The organism is Sediminicoccus rosea (assembly GCF_033547095.1).
GTDB lineage: Bacteria > Pseudomonadota > Alphaproteobacteria > Acetobacterales > Acetobacteraceae > Roseococcus > Roseococcus rosea.
The window spans coordinates 611,006-630,334 of the sequence record NZ_CP137852.1; the positions used below are offsets into that span (position 1 = coordinate 611,006).

Annotated in this window: 17 protein-coding genes; 13 read left to right on the top strand and 4 right to left on the bottom strand. The window is 70.2% G+C overall.

What is annotated here, in order from left to right; genetic code table 11:
- Positions 1–41 precede the first annotated feature (41 nt).
- The gene (locus R9Z33_RS02965; protein WP_318649819.1) at positions 42–1,334 is read left to right on the top strand and encodes a hypothetical protein; all 1,293 of its coding nucleotides are present in this window, start codon (positions 42–44) and stop codon (positions 1,332–1,334) included.
- 29 nt (positions 1,335–1,363) lie between these two features.
- On the opposite strand, the gene R9Z33_RS02970 is transcribed toward R9Z33_RS02965, so the two are convergent.
- The 3 genes from R9Z33_RS02970 to R9Z33_RS02980 all read right to left on the bottom strand — a co-directional run bounded on the left by R9Z33_RS02970 (position 1,364) and on the right by R9Z33_RS02980 (position 4,469).
- The gene (locus R9Z33_RS02970; RefSeq protein WP_318649820.1) at positions 1,364–1,789 is read right to left on the bottom strand and encodes a DUF4149 domain-containing protein; all 426 of its coding nucleotides are present in this window, start codon (positions 1,787–1,789) and stop codon (positions 1,364–1,366) included.
- A gap of 184 nt (positions 1,790–1,973) precedes the next feature.
- Positions 1,974–3,377, bottom strand: coding sequence for an adenosylhomocysteinase (gene ahcY, locus R9Z33_RS02975; RefSeq protein WP_318649821.1), 1,404 nt, complete (start codon positions 3,375–3,377; stop codon positions 1,974–1,976).
- A 105-nt stretch (positions 3,378–3,482) separates the two neighbouring features.
- Positions 3,483–4,469 carry a Bug family tripartite tricarboxylate transporter substrate binding protein gene (locus R9Z33_RS02980; RefSeq protein WP_318649822.1) on the bottom strand — a complete coding sequence of 329 codons (987 nt, stop codon included), beginning with the start codon at positions 4,467–4,469 and terminating at the stop codon, positions 3,483–3,485.
- 137 nt (positions 4,470–4,606) lie between these two features.
- On the opposite strand from R9Z33_RS02980, the gene R9Z33_RS02985 reads away from it, so the two are divergent.
- From R9Z33_RS02985 to R9Z33_RS03005, 5 genes are read left to right on the top strand one after another with little or no spacing between them, the layout of a single operon-like run.
- Entirely contained in the window at positions 4,607–6,052 is a 1,446-nt protein-coding gene (locus R9Z33_RS02985) for an NAD(P)/FAD-dependent oxidoreductase (RefSeq protein WP_318649823.1), read from the top strand.
- A gap of 15 nt (positions 6,053–6,067) precedes the next feature.
- Positions 6,068–6,496, top strand: a complete 429-nt coding sequence (locus R9Z33_RS02990; RefSeq protein WP_318649824.1) for a hypothetical protein — start codon at positions 6,068–6,070, stop codon at positions 6,494–6,496.
- On the top strand, positions 6,493–7,071 hold the full coding sequence (locus R9Z33_RS02995; protein ID WP_318649825.1) for a peroxidase-related enzyme: 579 nt from the start codon (positions 6,493–6,495) through the stop codon (positions 7,069–7,071). The genes R9Z33_RS02990 and R9Z33_RS02995 overlap by 4 nt, the downstream gene beginning before the upstream one ends.
- A complete protein-coding gene (locus tag R9Z33_RS03000) occupies positions 7,068–7,604 on the top strand; it encodes an aminotransferase class III-fold pyridoxal phosphate-dependent enzyme (RefSeq protein ID WP_318649826.1) in 537 nt (178 codons plus the stop codon). Before R9Z33_RS02995 ends, R9Z33_RS03000 begins: the two co-directional genes overlap by 4 nt.
- Positions 7,601–8,119, top strand: coding sequence for an aminotransferase class III-fold pyridoxal phosphate-dependent enzyme (locus tag R9Z33_RS03005; RefSeq protein ID WP_318649827.1), 519 nt, complete (start codon positions 7,601–7,603; stop codon positions 8,117–8,119). Before R9Z33_RS03000 ends, R9Z33_RS03005 begins: the two co-directional genes overlap by 4 nt.
- Here the strand turns inward: R9Z33_RS03005 and R9Z33_RS03010 are convergent.
- Entirely contained in the window at positions 8,116–8,985 is an 870-nt protein-coding gene (locus tag R9Z33_RS03010) for a LysR family transcriptional regulator (RefSeq protein WP_318649828.1), read from the bottom strand. The genes R9Z33_RS03005 and R9Z33_RS03010 overlap by 4 nt on opposite strands.
- 102 nt (positions 8,986–9,087) lie before the next feature.
- Between R9Z33_RS03010 and R9Z33_RS03015 the strand changes: the two genes are divergently transcribed.
- The 7 genes from R9Z33_RS03015 to R9Z33_RS03045 all read left to right on the top strand — a co-directional run bounded on the left by R9Z33_RS03015 (position 9,088) and on the right by R9Z33_RS03045 (position 19,328).
- On the top strand, positions 9,088–10,602 hold the full coding sequence (locus R9Z33_RS03015) for an NADH-quinone oxidoreductase subunit L (protein WP_318649829.1): 1,515 nt from the start codon (positions 9,088–9,090) through the stop codon (positions 10,600–10,602).
- Positions 10,602–12,983 carry a YbcC family protein gene (locus R9Z33_RS03020; protein ID WP_318649830.1) on the top strand — a complete coding sequence of 794 codons (2,382 nt, stop codon included), beginning with the start codon at positions 10,602–10,604 and terminating at the stop codon, positions 12,981–12,983. The genes R9Z33_RS03015 and R9Z33_RS03020 overlap by 1 nt, the downstream gene beginning before the upstream one ends.
- Positions 12,984–13,057: 74 nt before the next feature.
- A complete protein-coding gene (locus R9Z33_RS03025) occupies positions 13,058–14,113 on the top strand; it encodes a glycosyltransferase family 4 protein (protein WP_318649831.1) in 1,056 nt (351 codons plus the stop codon).
- 46 nt (positions 14,114–14,159) lie between these two features.
- Positions 14,160–16,073: a primary-amine oxidase gene (locus R9Z33_RS03030; protein ID WP_318649832.1), complete on the top strand. Its 1,914-nt coding sequence runs from the start codon at positions 14,160–14,162 to the stop codon at positions 16,071–16,073.
- A 52-nt stretch (positions 16,074–16,125) separates the two neighbouring features.
- Positions 16,126–17,337 (top strand): MFS transporter, encoded by a 1,212-nt coding sequence (locus R9Z33_RS03035; RefSeq protein ID WP_318649834.1) that lies wholly within the window; start codon positions 16,126–16,128, stop codon positions 17,335–17,337.
- 1 nt (position 17,338) lies between these two features.
- Positions 17,339–18,670, top strand: coding sequence for a TrkH family potassium uptake protein (locus tag R9Z33_RS03040; RefSeq protein ID WP_318649835.1), 1,332 nt, complete (start codon positions 17,339–17,341; stop codon positions 18,668–18,670).
- A complete protein-coding gene (locus tag R9Z33_RS03045) occupies positions 18,663–19,328 on the top strand; it encodes a potassium channel family protein (RefSeq protein WP_318649836.1) in 666 nt (221 codons plus the stop codon). Before R9Z33_RS03040 ends, R9Z33_RS03045 begins: the two co-directional genes overlap by 8 nt.
- Position 19,329 lies beyond the last annotated feature (1 nt).

The window sequence follows — 19,329 nt, forward strand, 5'->3', positions numbered from 1 at the left end:
GCGACTGGCGCCGCGCCGTGCGGCCGCGCTAGCCTTGCGGCATGCGCCATCTGCTCCTCGCCGCCCTCCTCTGCCTGTCGCCCGGCCTCGCCCGCGCGCAGGAGCCCGCCGCCGTCACGCAGCTCCGCCGCATGCTGGGGCCCGAGGTGACGCTGAGCTTCGACCGCGCGACGGCGACCGATGTCGCCGGCAGCGCCGTGCTGAGCGGCGCCGTGTTGCGCCGCGCGGCCGAGACCATCCGGATCGGCGAGGCCCGGCTGGAGGGGCTGCGCGAGGACGGGGTGGCCCGCCTCTCACTGCGCGGCGTGACGATGGAGGGCGGCGACCTGCCGCTGACGCTGGACCGGTTGGACCTGGAGGGCGTGACCGTGCCGCGCCCGGCCCCCGGCAAGACGCTGATGCCCAGCGAGGTCCGGGTGGACCTGCTCCGGCTGGAGGGCTGGCGCAGCGCGGGCGAGGTGCCGGTGAACATCGGCTCCATCGCCATCGAGAATTTCGGCGGCGGCCGCACCGGCCAGGCCAGCGTCACGGCCATCGAGGTCCGTGCCGGGATGGGCTTCGCCGACCGGCTGACCATCGCCCGCGTCGCCTATTCCGGGCTGGACGCGGCCGAGCTTCTGACGGCGAGCATCGAGCAGCGCGCGCCGCGCTGGGAGGCGGGCCGGCAGAGCCTGGAGATCGAGGGCGTCACCCTCAACCAGGGCGGTGAGGCGCTGGCGCGGCTCTCCGGCCTCACCCTGCGCGGCGAGATCGCGGCGGACCGCGCCCATTCGGGCGATGTGGCGCTGCGCGGGCTGGAGGTGATGCCCGCGCCGCCGCATGCGGAATGGATGCAGCGCCTGGGCTATTCGACCATCGCGGCCGAGGCGCGGCTGCGCGGCGCGCATGACGTGGCGCGCCAGGTGCTGGAGCTGCGCGAGTTCGACATCGAGCTGCGCGATGTGGGCGAGCTGCACCTGGATTTCCGTGCCGACCGCGTGCCCGAGGGCATGGGCGTGGCGACCGCGCCGAATGCGCGGCTGATTGGCGCGCGGCTGCGCTATGCCGATCTCTCGCTGTTCCGGCGCTGGCTGGCGACCCAGGCGGCGCAGGAGCGCATCAGCGAGGCGGCGCTGCGCCAGCGGCTGATCCAGCAATCCGCCGCCGCCCTGCCGGGCCCTGCGCTGGCCGAGGCGCGGGCGGCGCTGGCGCGCTTCCTGCGCGGCGAGGCGACGGTGCTGGAACTGGCCTCGCGGCCGCGGGCGCCGCTGGCCTTCTCGCTGGTCACGGCCAAGCCGCAGACCAGCCTGGAGGGCTGGCGCGACATGTTCGGGCTGACGCTGACGGCGCGCTGACCGCGCCTGCGGCAGCCGCCGGGCGCGGGTCACCCCGCGCCGAACATCGCCAGCACCGCGGCGATGGCCAGCATCTGCACGAGATTGGCGATGACCGAGAGCCGGTGCATCCGGTCGAACTCGCGCTTGGCGTTGGCGTCGCCGGCCTGGGCGAGGTCGGAGGCCTGGTTGATGCGCCGCATCAGCACCTGGCGCAGCCAGAAGGTGAGGCCGGCCGAGGCCGCCATGATGCCTGCCGCCTCCTTCGCCAGCGGGAAGAGCGCCACGGCGGCGGCGGCCGAGCAGGCCAGCACCCAGAGGTAGTAGTTGGGGAAGAGGGCGCGGATGAAGCGCCCCGCATGCTCGAAGGGCAGCTTGGTGAAAACCATGGGCGCCACCACGGCCGCGAAGAAGACCATGCCGCCCAGGGCGAGCGAGAGCGAGAAGAGCGCGATGAGCGCGAGCGTCGTTTCCATGGCCGCCACCTGGGGTGTTTCGCGGAAAGAAAAAGGGCGCGCCCCTCACGGAAGCGCGCCCTGACGTGTTCCCAAGCCCATCCGGCCGCAACGCGGCCGGCGCCGCCCAACCGGGCGCTGTGTTCAGCGCACCCGTGGCGCGGCGAAGCCAAGCGCGCGGAGCGCGCGCCCGGCGTTTGAGGGCTTAATACCTATACGCTTCGGCCTTGAAGGGGCCGGAGGCCGGCACGCCGATGTAGCTCGCCTGGTCGGCGCGCAGCTTGGTCAGCTTCGCACCCACCTTCTCGAGGTGCAGCATCGCCACCTTCTCGTCCAGGTGCTTCGGCAGCACATAGACCTTCTTCTCGTAGGCGCCCGGCTTCGTCCAGAGCTCGATCTGCGCGAGCGTCTGGTTGGTGAAGCTGGCCGACATCACGAAGGAGGGATGGCCCGTGGCGTTGCCCAGGTTCACCAAGCGGCCCTCGGAGAGCAGGATGATGCGCTTGCCGTCGGGGAACTCGATCTCGTCCACCTGCGGCTTCACATTGTCCCACTTGTAGTTGCGCAGCGCGGCCACCTGGATCTCGCTGTCGAAGTGGCCGATGTTGCAGACGATGGCGCGGTGCTTCATCGCGCGCATGTGGTCGGCGGTGATGACGTCCACATTGCCCGTCGCCGTCACGAAGATGTCGGCCTTGGGTGCCGCGTCTTCCATGGTGACGACCTCATAGCCCTCCATCGCGGCCTGCAGCGCGCAGATCGGGTCGATCTCCGTCACCTGCACGCGGCAGCCGGCATTGCGGAGCGAGGCGGCGGAGCCCTTGCCCACATCGCCATAGCCGCAGACCACGGCGACCTTGCCGGCCATCATCACGTCCGTGCCGCGGCGGATGGCGTCCACCAGCGACTCGCGGCAGCCATAGAGGTTGTCGAACTTCGACTTCGTCACGCTGTCGTTCACGTTGATGGCGGGGAAGAGCAGCTTGCCCTCCTTCGCCATGTTGTAGAGGCGGTGAACGCCCGTCGTCGTCTCCTCGGAGACGCCCTTGATCGCCTTGGCGAGCTTGGCGAACCAGCCCGGCTTCTCGGCCAGGCACTTCTTGATCAGCGCGAAGAAGACGGTCTCTTCCTCATTCGTCGCCTTCTCCAGGAAGGCCACGTCGCCCTGCTCGGCGCGCAGGCCGTAATGGACCAGCAGCGTCATGTCGCCGCCATCGTCCAGCAGCATGTTGGGCTCGCCGCCATCACCCCATTCGAGGGTCTTGCGGACGTAGTCCCAGTATTCCTCCAGCGTCTCGCCCTTCTTGGCGAAGACCGGCACGCCCGCGGCGGCGATGGCGGCGGCGGCGTGGTCCTGCGTGGAGAAGATGTTGCAGGAGGACCAGCGGACATCGGCGCCGAGCGCCGTCAGCGTCTCGATCAGCACGCCGGTCTGGATGGTCATGTGCAGGCAGCCGGCGATGCGGGCGCCCTTGAGGGGCTGGGCATTGCCGTATTCCGCGCGGGTCGCCATCAGGCCGGGCATCTCGTCCTCGGCCATGTTGAGCTCCTTGCGGCCCCAATCAGCGAGCGAGAGATCCTTGACGATGTATTCAGCGGCGACCGGCATGCGGTGGCTCCTCATGGAATAGGTGTGGGTGCGGCGGGCCGTAGCATGGCCCGGCCAGCATGCCTAGAGGCATAAGGATATCTTTATGCCTTCTGAAGGCGTCCGCTACTCCAGCCGCGTCCCCGAGACCCGGACCAGCTCCGCATGGCGCCTGATCTCGGCATCCAGCAGGGTGGTGAGCCGAGCCGGCGGGCCACCGATGATGTCCAGCCCCTGGGCGGTGAAGCGCGCCCGGCTCTCGGGCTCGGCCAGGATCTCATTCACCAGGGCGTTCAGCGCCTGGACGATGGGCGCGGGCGTGCCTTTGGGCAGCATCAGGCAGAACCAGCTGCCGAATTCCATCCCGGGCATGCCGAGTTCGGCCATGGTCGGCACGTCCGGCAGCACGGCGGAGCGCTGGTCGCTCAGCACCGCGATGGGCGTGACCTGCCCCGCGCGCACCTGGGGCGCGGCACCGGTGACGAGGTTGAACATCACCTGGATTCGGCCGGTGAAGAGATCCGTGAAGCCCTGCTGGATGCCGGCATAGGGGATATGCACCATCTCCGTCCCCGTGGCCTGGCGATACAGCTCGCCAGCCAGGTGCATGGAGCTGCCATTGCCGGAGGAGCCATAGGAAAGCCGCCCCGGATTGGCCCGCACATAGGCGGTGAAGGCCGCGAGGTCGCGGATGCCGAGGCTGTTGTTCACCACCAGGATGTTGGGAACATTGCCCAGCAGGATCACCGGCTCGAAATCGCGCTGCGGGTTGAAGGCGAGGTCGCGATACAGCGCCGGGCTGGTGGCCATGGTGCCGGCCCAGGTGAAGAGGATGGTGTGGCCATCCGGCGCCGAGCGCGCGGCGGCGGTGGCGCCCACATTGCCGTTGGCGCCCGGGCGGTTGTCCACCAGGGTGCGCTGCGGCAGGCGCTTGTCCATCTCCTGCGCCAGGATGCGGGCCAGCGTATCCGCCGTGCCCGCGCCGCCGGCGGCGGGCAGGATGATGCGCAGCGGCCGCTCGGGCCAGCCGGCAGGGAGCGTGACATTGGCCTTCGCGGCGCCAGGCATGGCGGCGAGACCGGTGAGCATGAGGCGGCGCGACGGGAAGGGCATGGCGGTCGGTGTCCCCTGGGATGATGGCGATTTCATGGGGGGAGCGCATCTTTCCGCATCCGCGCGCGCAGCGCCACATGGACAGCGCGGCGGGTGGGTGACACGATGAATGCCGCAATGCAGCAAAGTGGCGCCGCATGAACCAGACGACGCGGATCATCCCCCGCAACATCCCCGGGGGTCTCGCACGGCACGAGGCGCAGGTGGCGCGGGATCTCGAGATGCTGAACCTGCCGCCGCGCGCCTGGGTGCCGCCGCTCGCGCGGGACGGCGTGGATGTGCGGGACGTGGTGGTGATCGGCGCCGGCATGAACGGCATCGCCGCCGCCGGTGCGCTGATCTTCAAGGGTATCCGGAACATCGCCGTGCTGGAGGAAAGCGCGCCCGGCCAGGAAGGCCCCTGGGTGACAACAGCGCGGATGGACACGCTGCGCTCGCCCAAGACGCTGCCGGGCCCCTGCTTCGGCATCCCCTCGCTTACCTTCCGCGCCTGGTATGAGGCGAGCTTCGGCCTCGAGGCCTGGGAGGCGCTCTACAAGATCCACAACGCCACCTGGCAGGATTACCTGAGCTGGCTGCAGCGCGTGCTGCGCCTGCCCGTCAACCATGGCGTGCGCGTCACGCGCATCAGCCCGGCCGAGGGGCTGCTGCGCCTCACGCTCTCGGATGGCCGGAGCATGCTCGCCCGCCGCGTGGTGATGGCGACGGGCCGCGCCGGCGCCGGTGGCCTGCATCGCCCGAATTTCGTGGCACCGGACCTCTTCCCCGAGCTGGCCGCGCTGGCCCCCACGCCGATCGATTTTGCCGCGCTCCGTGGCAAGAGCCTCGGCCTGATCGGTGGCGGCGCCTCGGCCTGGGACAATGCGGCGACGGCCTTGGAGCAGGGCGCCGCCGAGGCGCACATGTATGTGCGCCGCGCCACCCTGCCGCAGATCAACAAGGGCCGCGGCAGCGCCGGCCCCGGCTTCCACATGGGCTGGGACGCGCTGAGCCTGGAGGAGCGCTGGAATCTCATCGTCTACATGCATGACGCGCAAGCGCCGCCGCCGCATGAAACGGTGAAGCGCGCGCTGAAGCTGCCGGGCTTCCACATCCATCTTTCCAGCCCGACGAAAAGCGCGCGGCGCGGCGGCCGGGGCGTGGTGATCGAGCTGGCGGACCGCGAGGTCACGCATGACTTCCTCATCATCGGCACCGGCTTCGTCGTGGACATGGACCGCGTGCCGGAGCTGGCGGATTTCGCGCCGCACATCGCCCGCTGGCAGGATCGCTACACGCCGCCGGAGGCGCTGCAGCGTCCGGAAATGGCGGCCTTCCCCTTCCTCGGCCCCGGCCTGGAATTGCAGCCGCGCGATGCATCCGCCCCGCCGGAGCTGGGGCTGATCCATCTGATGAATTACGGCGCGCATGCGACCCATGGCGGCATCGCGAGCGACATTCCGGGCGTTGCGGTGGCGGGTGAGAAGGTCTCCACCGCCATCCTGCGCCATCTGTTCCAGGCCGAGATCGGCGCGCTGCGGCGCGAGCTGGAGGCCTTCGACGAGCCGGAGCTGGAAGGCACGCCATTCTTCGTGCCGCGATAACAAGAGGAAGTGGCCATGCGGGATCTGATTGACGAGTTGGCGGGCATCACGCCCGGCAGCAGGCTGGACGGGTTGCGCGCGCTGCGCCCCGATGTGCGCGCGAGCCTGGCCGGCTACGAGGCCGCGATCTTCCAGGGCGCAAGCGGCCTCACCACCGCCGAGCGGCACGCGGTGGCGCGCCATGTGGCCGAGCTGAACGCGGAAGCCGCGCTGGCCGCGCATCATCAGGCCCGCGCCGGAGGGTCGCCGCGCCTTCCCGTGCTGCTCGACTACGCGACCCTGATCACCCGCACGCCCGACCGCGCCTCGCCCGAGGCGATCGGCACGCTGATGGCCGCCGGCCTCGCGCCGCGCGACGTGGTGATGCTGGGGCAGCTCATCGCGCATGTGAACATGCAGGCCCGGCTGCTGGCCGGCCTTCGCCTGCTGGAGGACGCGGCATGAAGAGCACCCATGATTTCGGCTTCCCGATGCAGAGCCTGAACTGGAAGGCCTGGGCACCCGTTCTCGACATCGCCAAGGCCACGCCGGACGAGATCAAGGTGCTGGAGGAGAGCCACGCCAAGGCGAAGGAGAACCCCTACTACCTGCTGCTGGTGCAGGAGGCGGAGGTGCTGCGCCAGCGCTCCAAGCTGTTCAACACCATCATGTATGGCCCGCGCGGCGCCTCCCGCGCCGAGCGCGAACTGGCCGCCACCGCCGAATCCCGCCTGAATGGCTGCCCCTATTGCGCCAGCGTGCACGCGCTGCGCTACGTGCAGATGAAGGGCGACGCCGACCTGATGCAGCGGCTGATGAAGGATGGCGTGGAGGTGGAGATGCCCTCCCGCCCGCGCGCCATCGTGGATTTCTCCGTGAAGCTCGCCGCCACGCCTTCCGCCGCCAGCAAGGAGGACGTGCAGCGCCTGCGCGATGAAGGGATGGAGGATGCCGAGATCCTCGACATCATCCTCTCGGTCGCCATGTTCGCCAACGCCAACCGCCTGATGCAGACGCTGGGCGAGGCGGTGATGCCATGAACGAGCTGACGCAAATTGCTCACCGGGTTCTTCCCGCCGGGCATTTCGGCAACCTCGCGAGTGACCTCGCCATGGTGCGCGGCGAGGGCGCCCATGTCTGGGACAGCGAGGGCCGCGAATACATCGATTACCTGCTCGGTTCCGGCCCCATGTTCGTGGGCCACGCGCATCCGGAGGTGACGGCAGCGGTGATGGCGCAGGTGCCGCTCGGCACCACCTTCTTCGCCAATAATCCAGCCGGTATCCAGCTCGCCGCGCGGATCGTGGATGCGATGGCCTGTGCGGACCAGATCCGCTTCGTCAGCTCCGGCTCTGAGGCGGACATGTATGCGATGCGCGTGGCCCGCGCCTTCCGCGGGCGGGAGAAAATCCTGAAGTTCGAGGGCGGCTATCACGGCATGAGCGACCACGGGCTGATGAGCCTCTCGCCCAAGCGCGCCGCCAATTTCCCGCAGGCCATCCCGGACAGCGCCGGCATCTCCGCCCGGGTGCGCGATGAGGTGCTGGTGGCGCGCAGGAATATTACGGCGTGACGCCGGATCTCTGCACGCTCGGCAAGATCATCGGCGGTGGCTTCCCGCTCGCCGCCATCGCCGGCCGCGCCGACATCATGGCGCATTTCGACCGCGCGCGTGTCGGCGATGACGGCTTCCTGATGCAGGTGGGTACGCTCTCGGGCAATCCGGTCGCCTCGGTCGCGGGGCTGGCCACGCTCGACATCCTGCAGCGGCCCGGTGCCTATGAGGGCGCCTTCGCGACGGGGCATGCGCTGATGGACGGGCTGACGCGGCTGCTGCGCGATGCCGGCCTGCCCGGCCAGGTGGTGGGCGAGCCGGTGCTGTTCGACGTGGTCTTCGCCGAGGGCGAGATCCGCAACTATCGCGACATGCAGCGCGCGGATGCGAAGCTGGCGGGCCATTTCAACCGGCATCTGCGGCAGGCCGGAATCCTGAAGGGCGACAGCAAGTACTACATCTCGCTCGCGCACACGGCGGACGACATCGCGGCGACGCTTGAGGCCTTCCAGGGCGCGGTGCGCGCGCTCTAGCCGAGCAACTCCGCCAGGAGCGGGTTGGGGAAGCGGCGGCTGCGCGTGATCGCGTAGAACCCCTCCACCAGCCCCGGCACCTGGCAGCGCTCCACCAGGATTCCCTGGCGCAACTCGTCCCGCACCACCACGGGCGGGACGAGTGCGACGCCCGGGCTTTCGCGCGCCAGCAGGCGGAGCATCGCCATGTCATCCACCTCGGCCAGGATGATGGGGCGGATGCCGGCCTGGTCCAGCAGCAGGTCGAAGCCCGCGCGGATGGAGCTGCCCAGCGCGGGCAGCAGGATGGGCGTCTCGCGCAGGTCGTCGGGGAAGCGGAAGGGCCTGGCGCGCCTGGGCTTGCGGCCGACCAGGCTGACCGACTGCTCGTCCAGCAGGCGGCTGGTCCAGTCCTTCTCGGCATCGCGCGCGACCGGCGCATTGGAGAGGACGGCGTCGAGGGTGAGGGCATCGAGCTGCGCCAGCAGGTCGCGCAGATGGCCGGAATGCACCACCAGCTCCACATCGCCACGGCCGATCAGCGGGCGCAGCAATTCGAGCTGGAAGTTGCGCGAGAGGGTGGTGATGGCGCCGATCCGCAGCACGCGGCGAGCGTCGGGGCCGCGGCCCTTCAGCGTGTCCAGCAGCTCATCGCCCGTCCGGAAGATGGTCTCGGCATGGTCGAGCGCGATGCGCCCGGCCTCGGTGAGTTCCAGTCGCTTGCCGACGCGCGTGAAGAGCTTCTGGCCGAGCTGCGCCTCCAGCGCGGAGAGCTGCGTGGAGAGCGCGGATTGCGCGACATTGAGGCGCTGCGCCGCGCGCGTCAGCCCGCCCTCGCGTGCGATGGCCCAGAAATAGCGCAGGTGGTGGTAGTTCAGGCCGGTCATTCATCGTTCTCCTGAACCGAACGATACCATCCAATCTTTGAATTTTCCAGAAGCATTGCACCCAGTTAACGAGACCCCCGTCTGACTTCGGAGGTTTCCCGCATGCCCTGGATCGCCGCACTGGCGCCCGCCCTGCTTGTCCTCGCCGCAGCCCTGCCCGGTGATTCGCGACGCCGCGTCACCCTCGCGGCCATGGGCGCCTTCGCGGCCGCGCTCATCGTGGCGCTGGGCCTGATGCTGAACGGTGGGGCCAGCGGTTTCCTCCTGCATCTCGATGCCGTCTCGGGCGTGATGCTGCTGCTGGTCGCCTTCATCGGGATGATCGTGACGCTCTACAGCCGCCGCTATCTCGACGGCGATGCGGGCCAGGCGCGCTTCTTCCGCTGGCTGGGCTATACGCTCGCCTCCGTGCTGGCGCTCACCATCTCGGGCAACCTGCTCTTCTTCGCCGCCGCCTGGATCGCGACGAGCTTCTGCCTGCACCGGCTGCTGGTCTTCTACCCCGAGCGGCATGGCGCGCAGCTCGCCGCCCGCAAGAAGTATGTGGCGAGCCGCCTCGGCGATGTCGCGCTGATCGCGGCGCTGCTGCTCATCCTCGGCCGCTTCGGCACGCTGGAATTCGGCGCGATCTTCGCGGCCACGGCGGCGCTCTCGGGCAGTGATGATCCGGGCATCGCGATTCACCTCGCGGCCGTGCTCCTCGCCTTCGCGGCCATCGTGAAATCGGCGCAGTTCCCGTTGCATGGCTGGCTGCCCGAGGTGATGGAAACGCCGACGCCGGTCTCGGCGCTGCTGCATGCCGGCATCATCAATGCGGGCGGCTTTCTCATCGTGCGCATGGCGGACCTCGTGGCCCTCTCGGCGCAGGCGCTCGACCTGCTGCTCGTGATCGGCGCCGTGACGGCGATCTTCGGTGCGGCGGTGATGCTGACGCAGACCAGCGTGAAGGTGGCGCTCGCCTGGTCCACCGTCGCGCAGATGGGCTTCATGATCCTGCAATGCGGCCTCGGCGCCTTCGCCGCCGCCATGCTGCACATCGTGGCGCATGCCATGTACAAGGCGCACGCCTTCCTCTCCGCCGGCTCGGTCATCACGGAGCGCAAGCCGGGCGCGCAGCCGCCGCTGCCGCTGCGCATGCTCATCCCCGCGCTGGCGGTCGCCGTGCTCATGGTGCTGGTGGTGGGTGCGCTCTTCGGCATGCCCTTCCTGGAGAAGCCCGGCGTGGCCGTTCTGGGTGCCACGCTGATGATGGGGCTGACGCCCATGCTTGCCGGCGCGCTGATGGCGCGCGATGAGGCGCGCTTCGTGGCGCTCCGCGTCGGCGGCTTCGCGCTCGCCGTCTGCGTCGCCTATTTCGCGCTCCAGGCCGGTGCCGAGTGGCTGCTCGCCGCGGCCCTGCCGGAGCAGACCGTGCCGCGCGGCCCCTTCGCGCTCTTCTGGGCCGCCTTCACCGTCCTGGCCTTCGCCACGCTGCTGGTGCTGAACGTGCTGCGCCGGCGCGGCCGCGCAGGCCCCGCGTTGCAGGCCTTCTACGTCCATCTGTTCAACGGGTTCTACGTCAATGCCTGGTGCAACCGCCTGGTGGCGAGGCACTGGCCGCTCAAGGGAGGCGTGTGATGACGATGATGGTGACGACGCTGCGGCAGGCCGCGAACCGCATCGCCCCGGTGTGGCCGCTGGCCGATTTCGTGGCGGTGAACCCCTTCCTCGGCCTCTCGGAACTGCCCTTCGGCGCGGCCCAGGCCATGCTGGGCCAGGTCAGCGGCCGCCCCGCCTTGCCCGAGCGCGCGGTCTTCGCTGAGGCCCTCGCGCGCGGCCGGATCACCGAGGCCGACCTCGCCGCTGCCATCGCGGCGGCCAGCGCCAGCCTGACGCCCGATGAATTGCGCGCCGTCGCCCAGCAACCCCGCCCGCCGGCCCCGCTCTCGCCCGCCGCGATGACGGTGAGCGACGTGCTGGACGCGACCCTCGGCACCGACTGGACGCGCGTCACGACGGAGGAAATCGCGAAATGGCTCGCCGCCTGGGCCGATGACGGCCAGGCGAGCTGGGGCATGCCCTGGCGTGGCCAGCCGCTCTACGCCGCCTGGCGTGCCGCGGCCCGGCATGACCGCGCGCCGGAGGTGGCGGGCCTCACCGGGTTCCGCGCCCTCATCGCCTCGCTTCCGGCAGATGCGACAGAGAGTGCGGCAGCGAGCCTCGCCGCCCTCGGCATCGCGCAGCCCGCCGCCTATCTGCACCGCGCTCTGCTCGGCCTTGCTGGCTGGGGCGCCGCACTCCGGCAGCGGGGCTGGATGCGTGAGCTGGACGGCCAGGCGAATGACGGCGTGATCGAGCTGCTCGCCATCCGGCTCGCCTGGGAGCAGGCGCTGCACGCGCATCACACCCAGCCCGCCTTCCGCGCGGCCTGGCAGGCGCGGCTGAACACGCCCGAACCCGCCGCCCCCGATCTCGCGGCCGACCTCCTGCTGCTCGACGCCTATGAGCGCGGCTACCGGCGGGAGCTCGGCGGCAAGCTCGCGCAGCGCAAGTCGCGCGCGGCACCCGCCCCGCTGGTGCAGGCCGCCTTCTGCATCGATGTCCGCTCCGAGGTGTATCGCCGCGCGCTGGAGGAGGTGACCCTGCAGGCCGAGACCATCGGTTTCGCCGGCTTCTTCGGCTTCGCGCTGGAATATGTGCGCCTGGGGGACGCGAAGGGCGCCGAGCAATGCCCCGTGCTGCTCAAGCCCGGCCTGGTCATCTGCGAGGCGGTGCAGGGCGCCACCCCGGCCGAGGAGGCGGAGCTTGCCGCGCAGCGCGGCCTGAAGCGCCGCGCGGCCGATCTGTGGAACAGCTTCCGCAACTCCGCGGTCTCGTCCTTCGCCTATGTCGAGACCGCAGGCTTCCTCGCCGCGCCGGAGCTGGTGCGCGGCACGCTGGGGCGGAGCACGCCCAAGGCCGATGGGCTGGACCCCGCGCTGCTGGCGCGGCTCGGTCCCAGCCTGGAGGCGCGGCCCTGGCAGACGCGCGCGCATGGCTTCGCCAGTGCCGCCCGGCTGGATGCGGCGGAGGCGGTGCTGCGGGCGCTCTCGCTCACGCATGATTTCGCGCCCCTCGTGCTGCTCGCGGGCCATGGCAGCAGCACCGTGAACAACCCGCATGCCGCCGGCCTCGATTGCGGCGCCTGCGGCGGCCACACGGGCGAGAGCAATGCCCGCGTGGCGGCGGCCGTGCTGAACGACCCGGCGGTGCGCGCCGGCCTCGCCCCGCGCGGCATCGTCATCCCGCCCGGAACGCGCTTCCTGGCCGGGCTGCACGACACGACGACCGATGAGGTCACGCTCTACGACGCCGACATGACGGACCCCGCCGTCCGGCAATTGCGCGCCTGGCTGGACGAGGCCTCGAAGCGCGCGCGGCGCTTCCGGGCCGGCAGCCTCGGCATCAGCGGCGCGCCGGATGCGGAGATCGCCCGCCGCAGCACCGACTGGTCCGAGGTGCGGCCGGAATGGGGGTTGGTGAACAACGCCGCCTTCATCGTCGCGCCGCGCAGCCGCACCCAGGGGCTCGACCTCGAGGGCCGCGCCTTCCTGCACTCCTATGTGTGGCAGGAGGACAAGGGCTTCGGCGTGCTGGAGCTGATCATGACGGCGCCCATGGTCGTCGCGAACTGGATCAACCTGCAATATTACGGCTCCACCGTGGACAATGCCGCGATGGGGTCGGGCAACAAGGTGCTGCACAACATCACCGGCCGCCTGGGCGTGCTCGAGGGCCAGGGCGGCGACCTGCGCGTGGGTCTGCCGATGCAATCCCTGCATGACGGCACGGCGTGGCGGCATGAGCCGATGCGCCTGCACGTCGTGATCGAGGCGCCGGAGGCGGCGATGGAAGCCATTCTCGGCAAGCATGCGGGCGTGCGGCAACTGGTCGAGAATGGCTGGCTGCACCTCTTCTCCCTCGGCGAAGATGGCGGCATGCGCCGGTACCATGGTCCGGGGCGCTGGCTGGCGGATTGAGACGGCAGGGGCCGGGGGGAACCTCCTGGCCCGCTTGCCGCGGGGGGCGGCGCGGGGCATAGGCTGCCGCATCCATGCCGGCCTCGCTCATCCTCAACCACCTCCTGCTGGTCCTGCCGCTGGTGGGTCTTTCGGCCCTCGTCGTGATGGCGATGATCCGTTGGCCCATCCTGGACGTGCCCAATGCGCGCAGCGCGCACACGGTGGTCACGCCGCGTGGCGGTGGCCTCGGCCCTGTGCTAGCCTTCGTGGTCGGCATGGTGGCGCTCTACCAGATGGCGGATTTCGCGCGCATCGCCGAGCGGCAGTTCATCGGCGTCATCCTCGCCGCCATCGCCATCGCCGCCGTCGGGCTGCTGGACGACATGCGCGATCTGTCGGCGCGGCTGCGCCTCGTCTGCCAGTTCGGCGCGGCGATGGTCGCGGTGCTGTCCGGCCTCGTGCTGCACCGGCTCTCCCTGCCCGGCATCGGCGTGGTCGAGCTGGGCTTCCTCGGCACGCTCATCACGCTGTTCTGGATCATGGGCTGCACCAATGCGGTGAACTTCATGGACGGGCTGGATGGGCTGGTGGCCGGCACGCTGGTCATCGCCTGCGCCGCGCTGGCCGCCATCGCACTCAGCCTGGGCGGCGGCTTCATCTATGCGGCCTCGCTCTTCCTCGCCGCCGGCTTCCTGGGTTTCCTGCCCTTCAACCTGCACCGCGCGCGCATCTTCATGGGCGATGTGGGCAGCCAGTTCGCGGGCTTCATGCTGGCGGTGCTGGCGGTGGCCGCCGCCGGCTTCGAGCAGAGCCAGGTGAGCTTCCTCATCGTGCCCCTGCTCGTCTTCGGCCTGCTCTTCGACGCCGGCTTCACCCTGCTGCGCCGCGCCCTGATGGGTGAGCGCGTGGGCGCCGCGCATCGTTCGCATCTCTACCAGATGGCGCAGCGTGCGGGCGTGCCCGTGCGCGTGGTGGCCGGGATGCATTGGGGCTTCACCCTGTTCCATGCGGCGCTCGCCGTCTGGTTCCTGAACGTGCCCGCCGAGGTGAAGCCGCTGGTCGGCGCGCCGGCCCTCGCCGTGCAGTTGCTCTGGGCCGGCTATGTTCTGCACCGCATGCGCCGCGCGGGTCTCGGCTGGCGAAGCTGAGCTTGGTTGATCTAGCCTGGGCGCCCACAGCGCGGAGGGCTCCAGCATGGCACAGGCGGTTTCAGACGAGGCGACCCATCCGCTCGATCCGCTGACGCCCGACGAATTCCGCAGCGCCGCCGCCGCCGTGCGCGCCGCCCATGACCTGGGCGCGGGCATGATGTTCGAGACCATCACCCTGGAGGAGCCGGGCAAGGCAGAACTCGCCGCCCCCCGGCCTTGCCCGCGCATCGCCTTCGTCTGCGCCTTCGACCGCACGGATGGCCGCGTCTTCGAGGCGCGGGTGGATTTGCGTGCCAATCGCGTCCTCGCCTGGACGCCGCGGCCGGGTGTGCGCCCGCGCATCCTCTTCGACGATATCCTGCTGGTGGGCCGCGTCGCCCGTGCCGATCCGCGCTTCCTGGAAGCCCTGGCCCGCCGCGGCATCACAGATGTGGAGCGGGTGCAGGTGGACCCCTGGTCCGCCGGCAATTACGGCCTGCCGGACGAGGAAGGCCGCCGCCTCTCGCATACCTTCTGCTGGCTGCGCAGCAGCGCCGATGACAATGCCTATGCCCATCCGATCGAGGGGCTCTGCGCCGTCATCGACCTCGACCGCGCCGAGGTGCTGCGGGTGGATGACTACGGCGTGGCCCCCGTGCCGATGGGTGACCGCAACTACGCCGCCAAGTTCCGCGACAGCTTCCGCGCCGACATCAAGGCGCTGGACATCACCCAGCCCGAGGGACCGAGCTTCACCGTCACGGGCCATGAGGTGCGGTGGCAGAAATGGCGCTTCCGCGTCGGCTTCAACGCGCGCGAGGGGCTGACGCTCCATGCCATCACCTATGAGGACCAGGGCCGCCTCCGCCCCGTCATGCACCGCGCGGCCCTCTCGGAGATGGTGGTGCCCTATGCCCATCCCGGCGGTGGCCATTTCCGCAAGAACGCCTTCGACGTGGGCGAGTACGGCTTCGGTGTGCTGGCCAATTCGCTGACACTCGGCTGCGACTGCCTGGGCGCCATCCGCTACTTCGACGCCTGGCTGAACGACAGCAAGGGCGACCCCTATCGCATCGAGAACGCCATCTGCCTGCACGAGGAGGATCACGGCATCCTCTGGAAGCACACCGACCTGTTCACCGGGAAGGTGGAGGTGCGGCGCGCGCGTCGGCTCGTCATCTCCTCCATCTCCACCATCGGCAACTATGAATACGGGCTCTTCTGGTATTTCCACCAGGACGGCTCGATCCATTTCGAAGTGAAGGCGACCGGCATCATGAACACCGCGGCGCTCATGCCGGGCGAGCAGCCGCGCTTCGGCACCATGGTGGCGCCGGGCGTTTATGCGCAGCTGCATCAGCATGTCTTCAACATGCGCCTCGACCTCGATGTGGACGGCACGGCCAACCGCGTGGTGGAGCTGGACACGGTGGCCCTGCCGATGGGCGCGGAAAACCCCCATGGCAATGCCTTCATGGTGCAGGAGCGCGTGCTGGCGCGCGAAAGCGAGGCCCAGCGCATGGCCGATTTCGCGACCTGCCGCAGCTGGCGCATCGAGAGCATGACGGCGCGCAACGAGATGGGCGCCCCCACCGCCTATCGCCTGCTGGCGCGCGACGTGCTGCCCACCTTCTCGCACCCGCAGGCCATGGTGACGCGGCGCGCCGCCTTCATGACGCGCCACCTCTGGGTCACCGCCTTCGACGCGGAGGAGCTCTTCGCCGCCGGGCGCTATCCGAACCAGAGCGCCGGCGGCGACGGGCTGCCCGCCTATGTCGCGGCGGACCGGCCGCTGGATGGGCAGGATCTGGTGATCTGGCACAGCTTCGGCCTGCACCACATTCCGCGCCCCGAGGATTTCCCGGTGCAGCCCGTCATCACCTGCGGCTTCACCCTGCATCCGGACGGCTTCTTCGACGAGAACCCGGCGCTGGACGTGCCGCCCTCCCGCAGCACGACGAGCTGCTGCGCGGGATGAGTGGTTGCGGTGCTTCCCCGGGCCAGCGAGACTGGCCCGGGGAGAAACCTGAATGATCAGCCCGGGCAGTATCGAGACCCGCTATTCCTGGGTGATCGCGGGCGCCACGCTGGCCATGCTCTCGCTCGCCGCCGGTGGCCCGATGACGGTGGTGATCGGCCTGGTTCCCATTGCCGAGACGCTGGGTTCCGGCCGTTCGCTGCCCTCGCTCGCCACCTCGCTCGCCTATTTCGGCACGGGGATCGGCGGCGTGCTGTGCGGGCTGCTGGCCGGGCGCTTCGGGCAGCGCTTCGTCGCCATGATGGGCGGCGTGGCCATTTTCCTGGGCCTGGCCCTCGCCTCTTTGGCGGAAACCTGGTCGCTGCTGCTGGGCATCGGCGTGGGGGTGGGGCTCTTCGGCAATGGCGCGCTGTTCCCGCCGATGATGGCCTATGTCTCGCTCTGGTTCGACAAGAGGCGCGGCACGGCGCTGGCCCTCGTCTCCTCCGGCCAATACATCGCGGGCTTCCTCTGGCCGAGCGTCTTCGAGCGCAGCATCGCGGCCTTTGGCTGGCAATGGACCATGCTGGTCTATGGCGCGCTGGCCTCGGCCGTGATCGTGGCGACCGCGGCGCTGCTGCTGCGCCCGCCGCCCGTGCAGCCGAGCGGGCCGGGCACGCTGCGCGCCGTGCCGGGGGCGCGCGTGCTGGGCATGTCGCCCAACCTCGCGCTGGGGCTGATCGCGCTGGGCAGCTTCCTCTGCTGCATCCCGATGGCGATGCCGGCCGCGCATCTCGTGGCCTTCTGCGGCGATCTCGGCATCGCCAGCTCGCGCGGGGCGGCCATGCTCTCCGTGCTGCTGCTGGCCGCCTTCCTCTCGCGGCAATTCTGGGGCTGGCTCTCCGACAGGCTGGGCGGCCTCTGGACCGTGCTGCTGGGGGGCCTCGCGCAGACAATCGGCATGATGGGCTTCCTCGTCACGCAGGACGAGGCCGGGCTGTTCTTCGCCGCCGCCGCCTATGGCCTGGGCTTCGCCGGCCTGGTGCCCGCCTATGTGCTGGCGGTGCGCGAACTGTTCCCGGCGGTGGAGGTGACCTGGCGGGTGCCGGCGCTGCTGCTGTGCAGCCTCTCGGGCATGGCCTTCGGCGCCTGGCTGGCGGGCGTGATCTATGACGGCGTGGGCTTCTACGCCGCCGCCTGGTGGGCGGGCATCGCCTTCAACATCGCGCAGATCGCGCTGGTGGGCGCGCTGATCCTGCGGATGCGGCGCGTCGCGGGGGCATGACGTGCCCTCCGCGCTGACGCATCCCGCCCGGCTGGTGCCCCTGGCCTTCCTGCTCGTCATCATGCTCGGCACCGCGCTGCTCATGCTGCCGGTGGCGCGGGCGGACGGGGGCGGGGCGCCCTTCGTCACGGCACTGTTCACCGCCACCTCGGCGCTTTGCGTCACCGGCCTCATCGTGCAGGACACCGCGACCTACTGGTCCGCCTTCGGGCATGTGGTGATCCTCGCGCTGGTGCAGGTGGGCGGCTTCGGCATCATGAGCGCGGCCACGCTGCTCAGCATGTTGGTGACGCGCCGGCTGCGCCTCAGCACGCGGCTCACCGCCCAGGCGGAAAGCCGCGCGCTGGCGCTGGGCGATGTCACCGCCGTGCTGCGGCTGGTGGCGGTGGTGGCGCTGGTGGCGCAGGCCTCGCTCGCCACCATGCTCGCGCTGCGGCTGCGCCTCGCCCATGGCGAGGCCTGGGAGGATGCGCTCTGGAACGGCGCCTTCCACGCGGTCTCGGCCTTCAACAATGCGGGTTTCTCCACCTATTCCGAGGGCATGGCGCGCTTCGCGCTCGATCCGCTGATCCTGCTCCCGGTCATGCTGGGCGTCCTGCTGGGCGGCATCGGCATGCCGGTGCTGCACGATATCCGCCGCGCCCCGCGCACGCCCGCGCGCTGGTCGCTCCACACCAAGCTGACGCTGGCGGGCTCGGCGCTGCTGCTGCCGATCGGCTGGGCCGCCACCCTGCTCTATGAATGGGGCAATCCCGCCACGCTGGGCGCGCTCGACCCCGCGGCGCGGGTGCTGAACGCCGGCTTCCATGCGGTGATGATGCGCTCGGGCGGGTTCAATGCCGTGGATGTCGGCCAGATGACCGACCAGACGCTCGGCGTCACCTCCGCCCTGATGCTGATCGGCGGCGGCAGCGCAGGCACGGCGGGGGGCATCAAGATCACCACCTTCGTCATCATGCTGCTGCTCATCCTGGCCGAGGTGCGGGGCGAGCCGGACAGCGTCGCCTTCGGCCGCCGCGTCTCGCCCGAGGTGCAGCGCCAGGCCGTGACCGTCGTTCTGCTGGCGGTCGGCATGGTGGGCCTCGGCACGCTCCTGCTGCTGAGCCTGGCACAGGTCCATCTGCGGGATGCGATGTTCGAGGTGGTCTCCGCCTTCGCCACCGTGGGCCTCTCCACCGGCATCACGGGGCAGTTGCCGCCCTCGGCGCACTTGTTGCTGGTCGCGTTGATGTTCGTGGGCCGCGTCGGCACCATCACCGTGGCGACGGCACTGGCCCTGCGCGGCCGCCGCAACCCCTTCCGCTATCCAGAGGAGCGCCCCATCGTTGGCTGAGGATCATTCCGACAATGGCGTCGTCGTCATCGGCCTGGGGCGCTTCGGCGGCGCCGTGGCGGAATCGCTCGTGCGCCTCGGCCATGACGTGCTGGCGATCGACCAGAACGAGGAGCTGGTGCAGTCCTGGTCGGACCGGCTGACGCATGTGGTGCAGGCCGACACGACGGACAGCGAGACGCTGCGGCGCCTGGGCGTGCAGGAATTCGGCCGCGCCGTGGTCGGCATCGGCACGGACCTCGAGGCGAGCGTGCTGACCGTGCTGGCCCTGGCCGAACTCGGCGTGGGGGACATCTGGGCCAAGGCGCTGGGGCCCAAGCATGGCCGCATCCTGGAGCGCACGGGCGCGCATCATGTGGTCTATCCCGAGGCGGAGATGGGCGAGCGCGTGGCGCATCTCGTCACCGGCCGCATGATGGATTTCATCGAGTTCGACGACGGCTTCGCCATCGTGAAGACGCGTGCCCCGCGCGAGGCGGTGGGCCGCACGCTGGAGGAATGCCGGCTGCGCTCGAAATACGGGATCACCGTCGTCGGCGTGAAAAGCCCACGGACGGATTTCGTGCACGCGCAGCCCGGCACCACCATCGCCCGCGACGATCTGTTGATCGTCTGCGGGCCGACCAAGCTGGTCGAGGCTTTCGCCGCCCTGACCTGAG

Bases quoted from the DNA above. Each gene is read 5' to 3' on its own strand.
- R9Z33_RS02965 (WP_318649819.1), top strand. From the start codon at position 42: ATGCGCCATCTGCTCCTCGCCGCCCTCCTCTGCCTGTCGCCCGGCCTC.
- R9Z33_RS02970 (WP_318649820.1), bottom strand. From the start codon at position 1,789: ATGGAAACGACGCTCGCGCTCATCGCGCTCTTCTCGCTCTCGCTCGCC.
- ahcY (WP_318649821.1), bottom strand. From the start codon at position 3,377: ATGCCGGTCGCCGCTGAATACATCGTCAAGGATCTCTCGCTCGCTGAT.
- R9Z33_RS02980 (WP_318649822.1), bottom strand. From the start codon at position 4,469: ATGCCCTTCCCGTCGCGCCGCCTCATGCTCACCGGTCTCGCCGCCATG.
- R9Z33_RS02985 (WP_318649823.1), top strand. From the start codon at position 4,607: ATGAACCAGACGACGCGGATCATCCCCCGCAACATCCCCGGGGGTCTC.
- R9Z33_RS02990 (WP_318649824.1), top strand. From the start codon at position 6,068: ATGCGGGATCTGATTGACGAGTTGGCGGGCATCACGCCCGGCAGCAGG.
- R9Z33_RS02995 (WP_318649825.1), top strand. From the start codon at position 6,493: ATGAAGAGCACCCATGATTTCGGCTTCCCGATGCAGAGCCTGAACTGG.
- R9Z33_RS03000 (WP_318649826.1), top strand. From the start codon at position 7,068: ATGAACGAGCTGACGCAAATTGCTCACCGGGTTCTTCCCGCCGGGCAT.
- R9Z33_RS03010 (WP_318649828.1), bottom strand. From the start codon at position 8,985: ATGACCGGCCTGAACTACCACCACCTGCGCTATTTCTGGGCCATCGCA.
- R9Z33_RS03015 (WP_318649829.1), top strand. From the start codon at position 9,088: ATGCCCTGGATCGCCGCACTGGCGCCCGCCCTGCTTGTCCTCGCCGCA.
- R9Z33_RS03020 (WP_318649830.1), top strand. From the start codon at position 10,602: ATGACGATGATGGTGACGACGCTGCGGCAGGCCGCGAACCGCATCGCC.
- R9Z33_RS03025 (WP_318649831.1), top strand. From the start codon at position 13,058: ATGCCGGCCTCGCTCATCCTCAACCACCTCCTGCTGGTCCTGCCGCTG.
- R9Z33_RS03030 (WP_318649832.1), top strand. From the start codon at position 14,160: ATGGCACAGGCGGTTTCAGACGAGGCGACCCATCCGCTCGATCCGCTG.
- R9Z33_RS03035 (WP_318649834.1), top strand. From the start codon at position 16,126: ATGATCAGCCCGGGCAGTATCGAGACCCGCTATTCCTGGGTGATCGCG.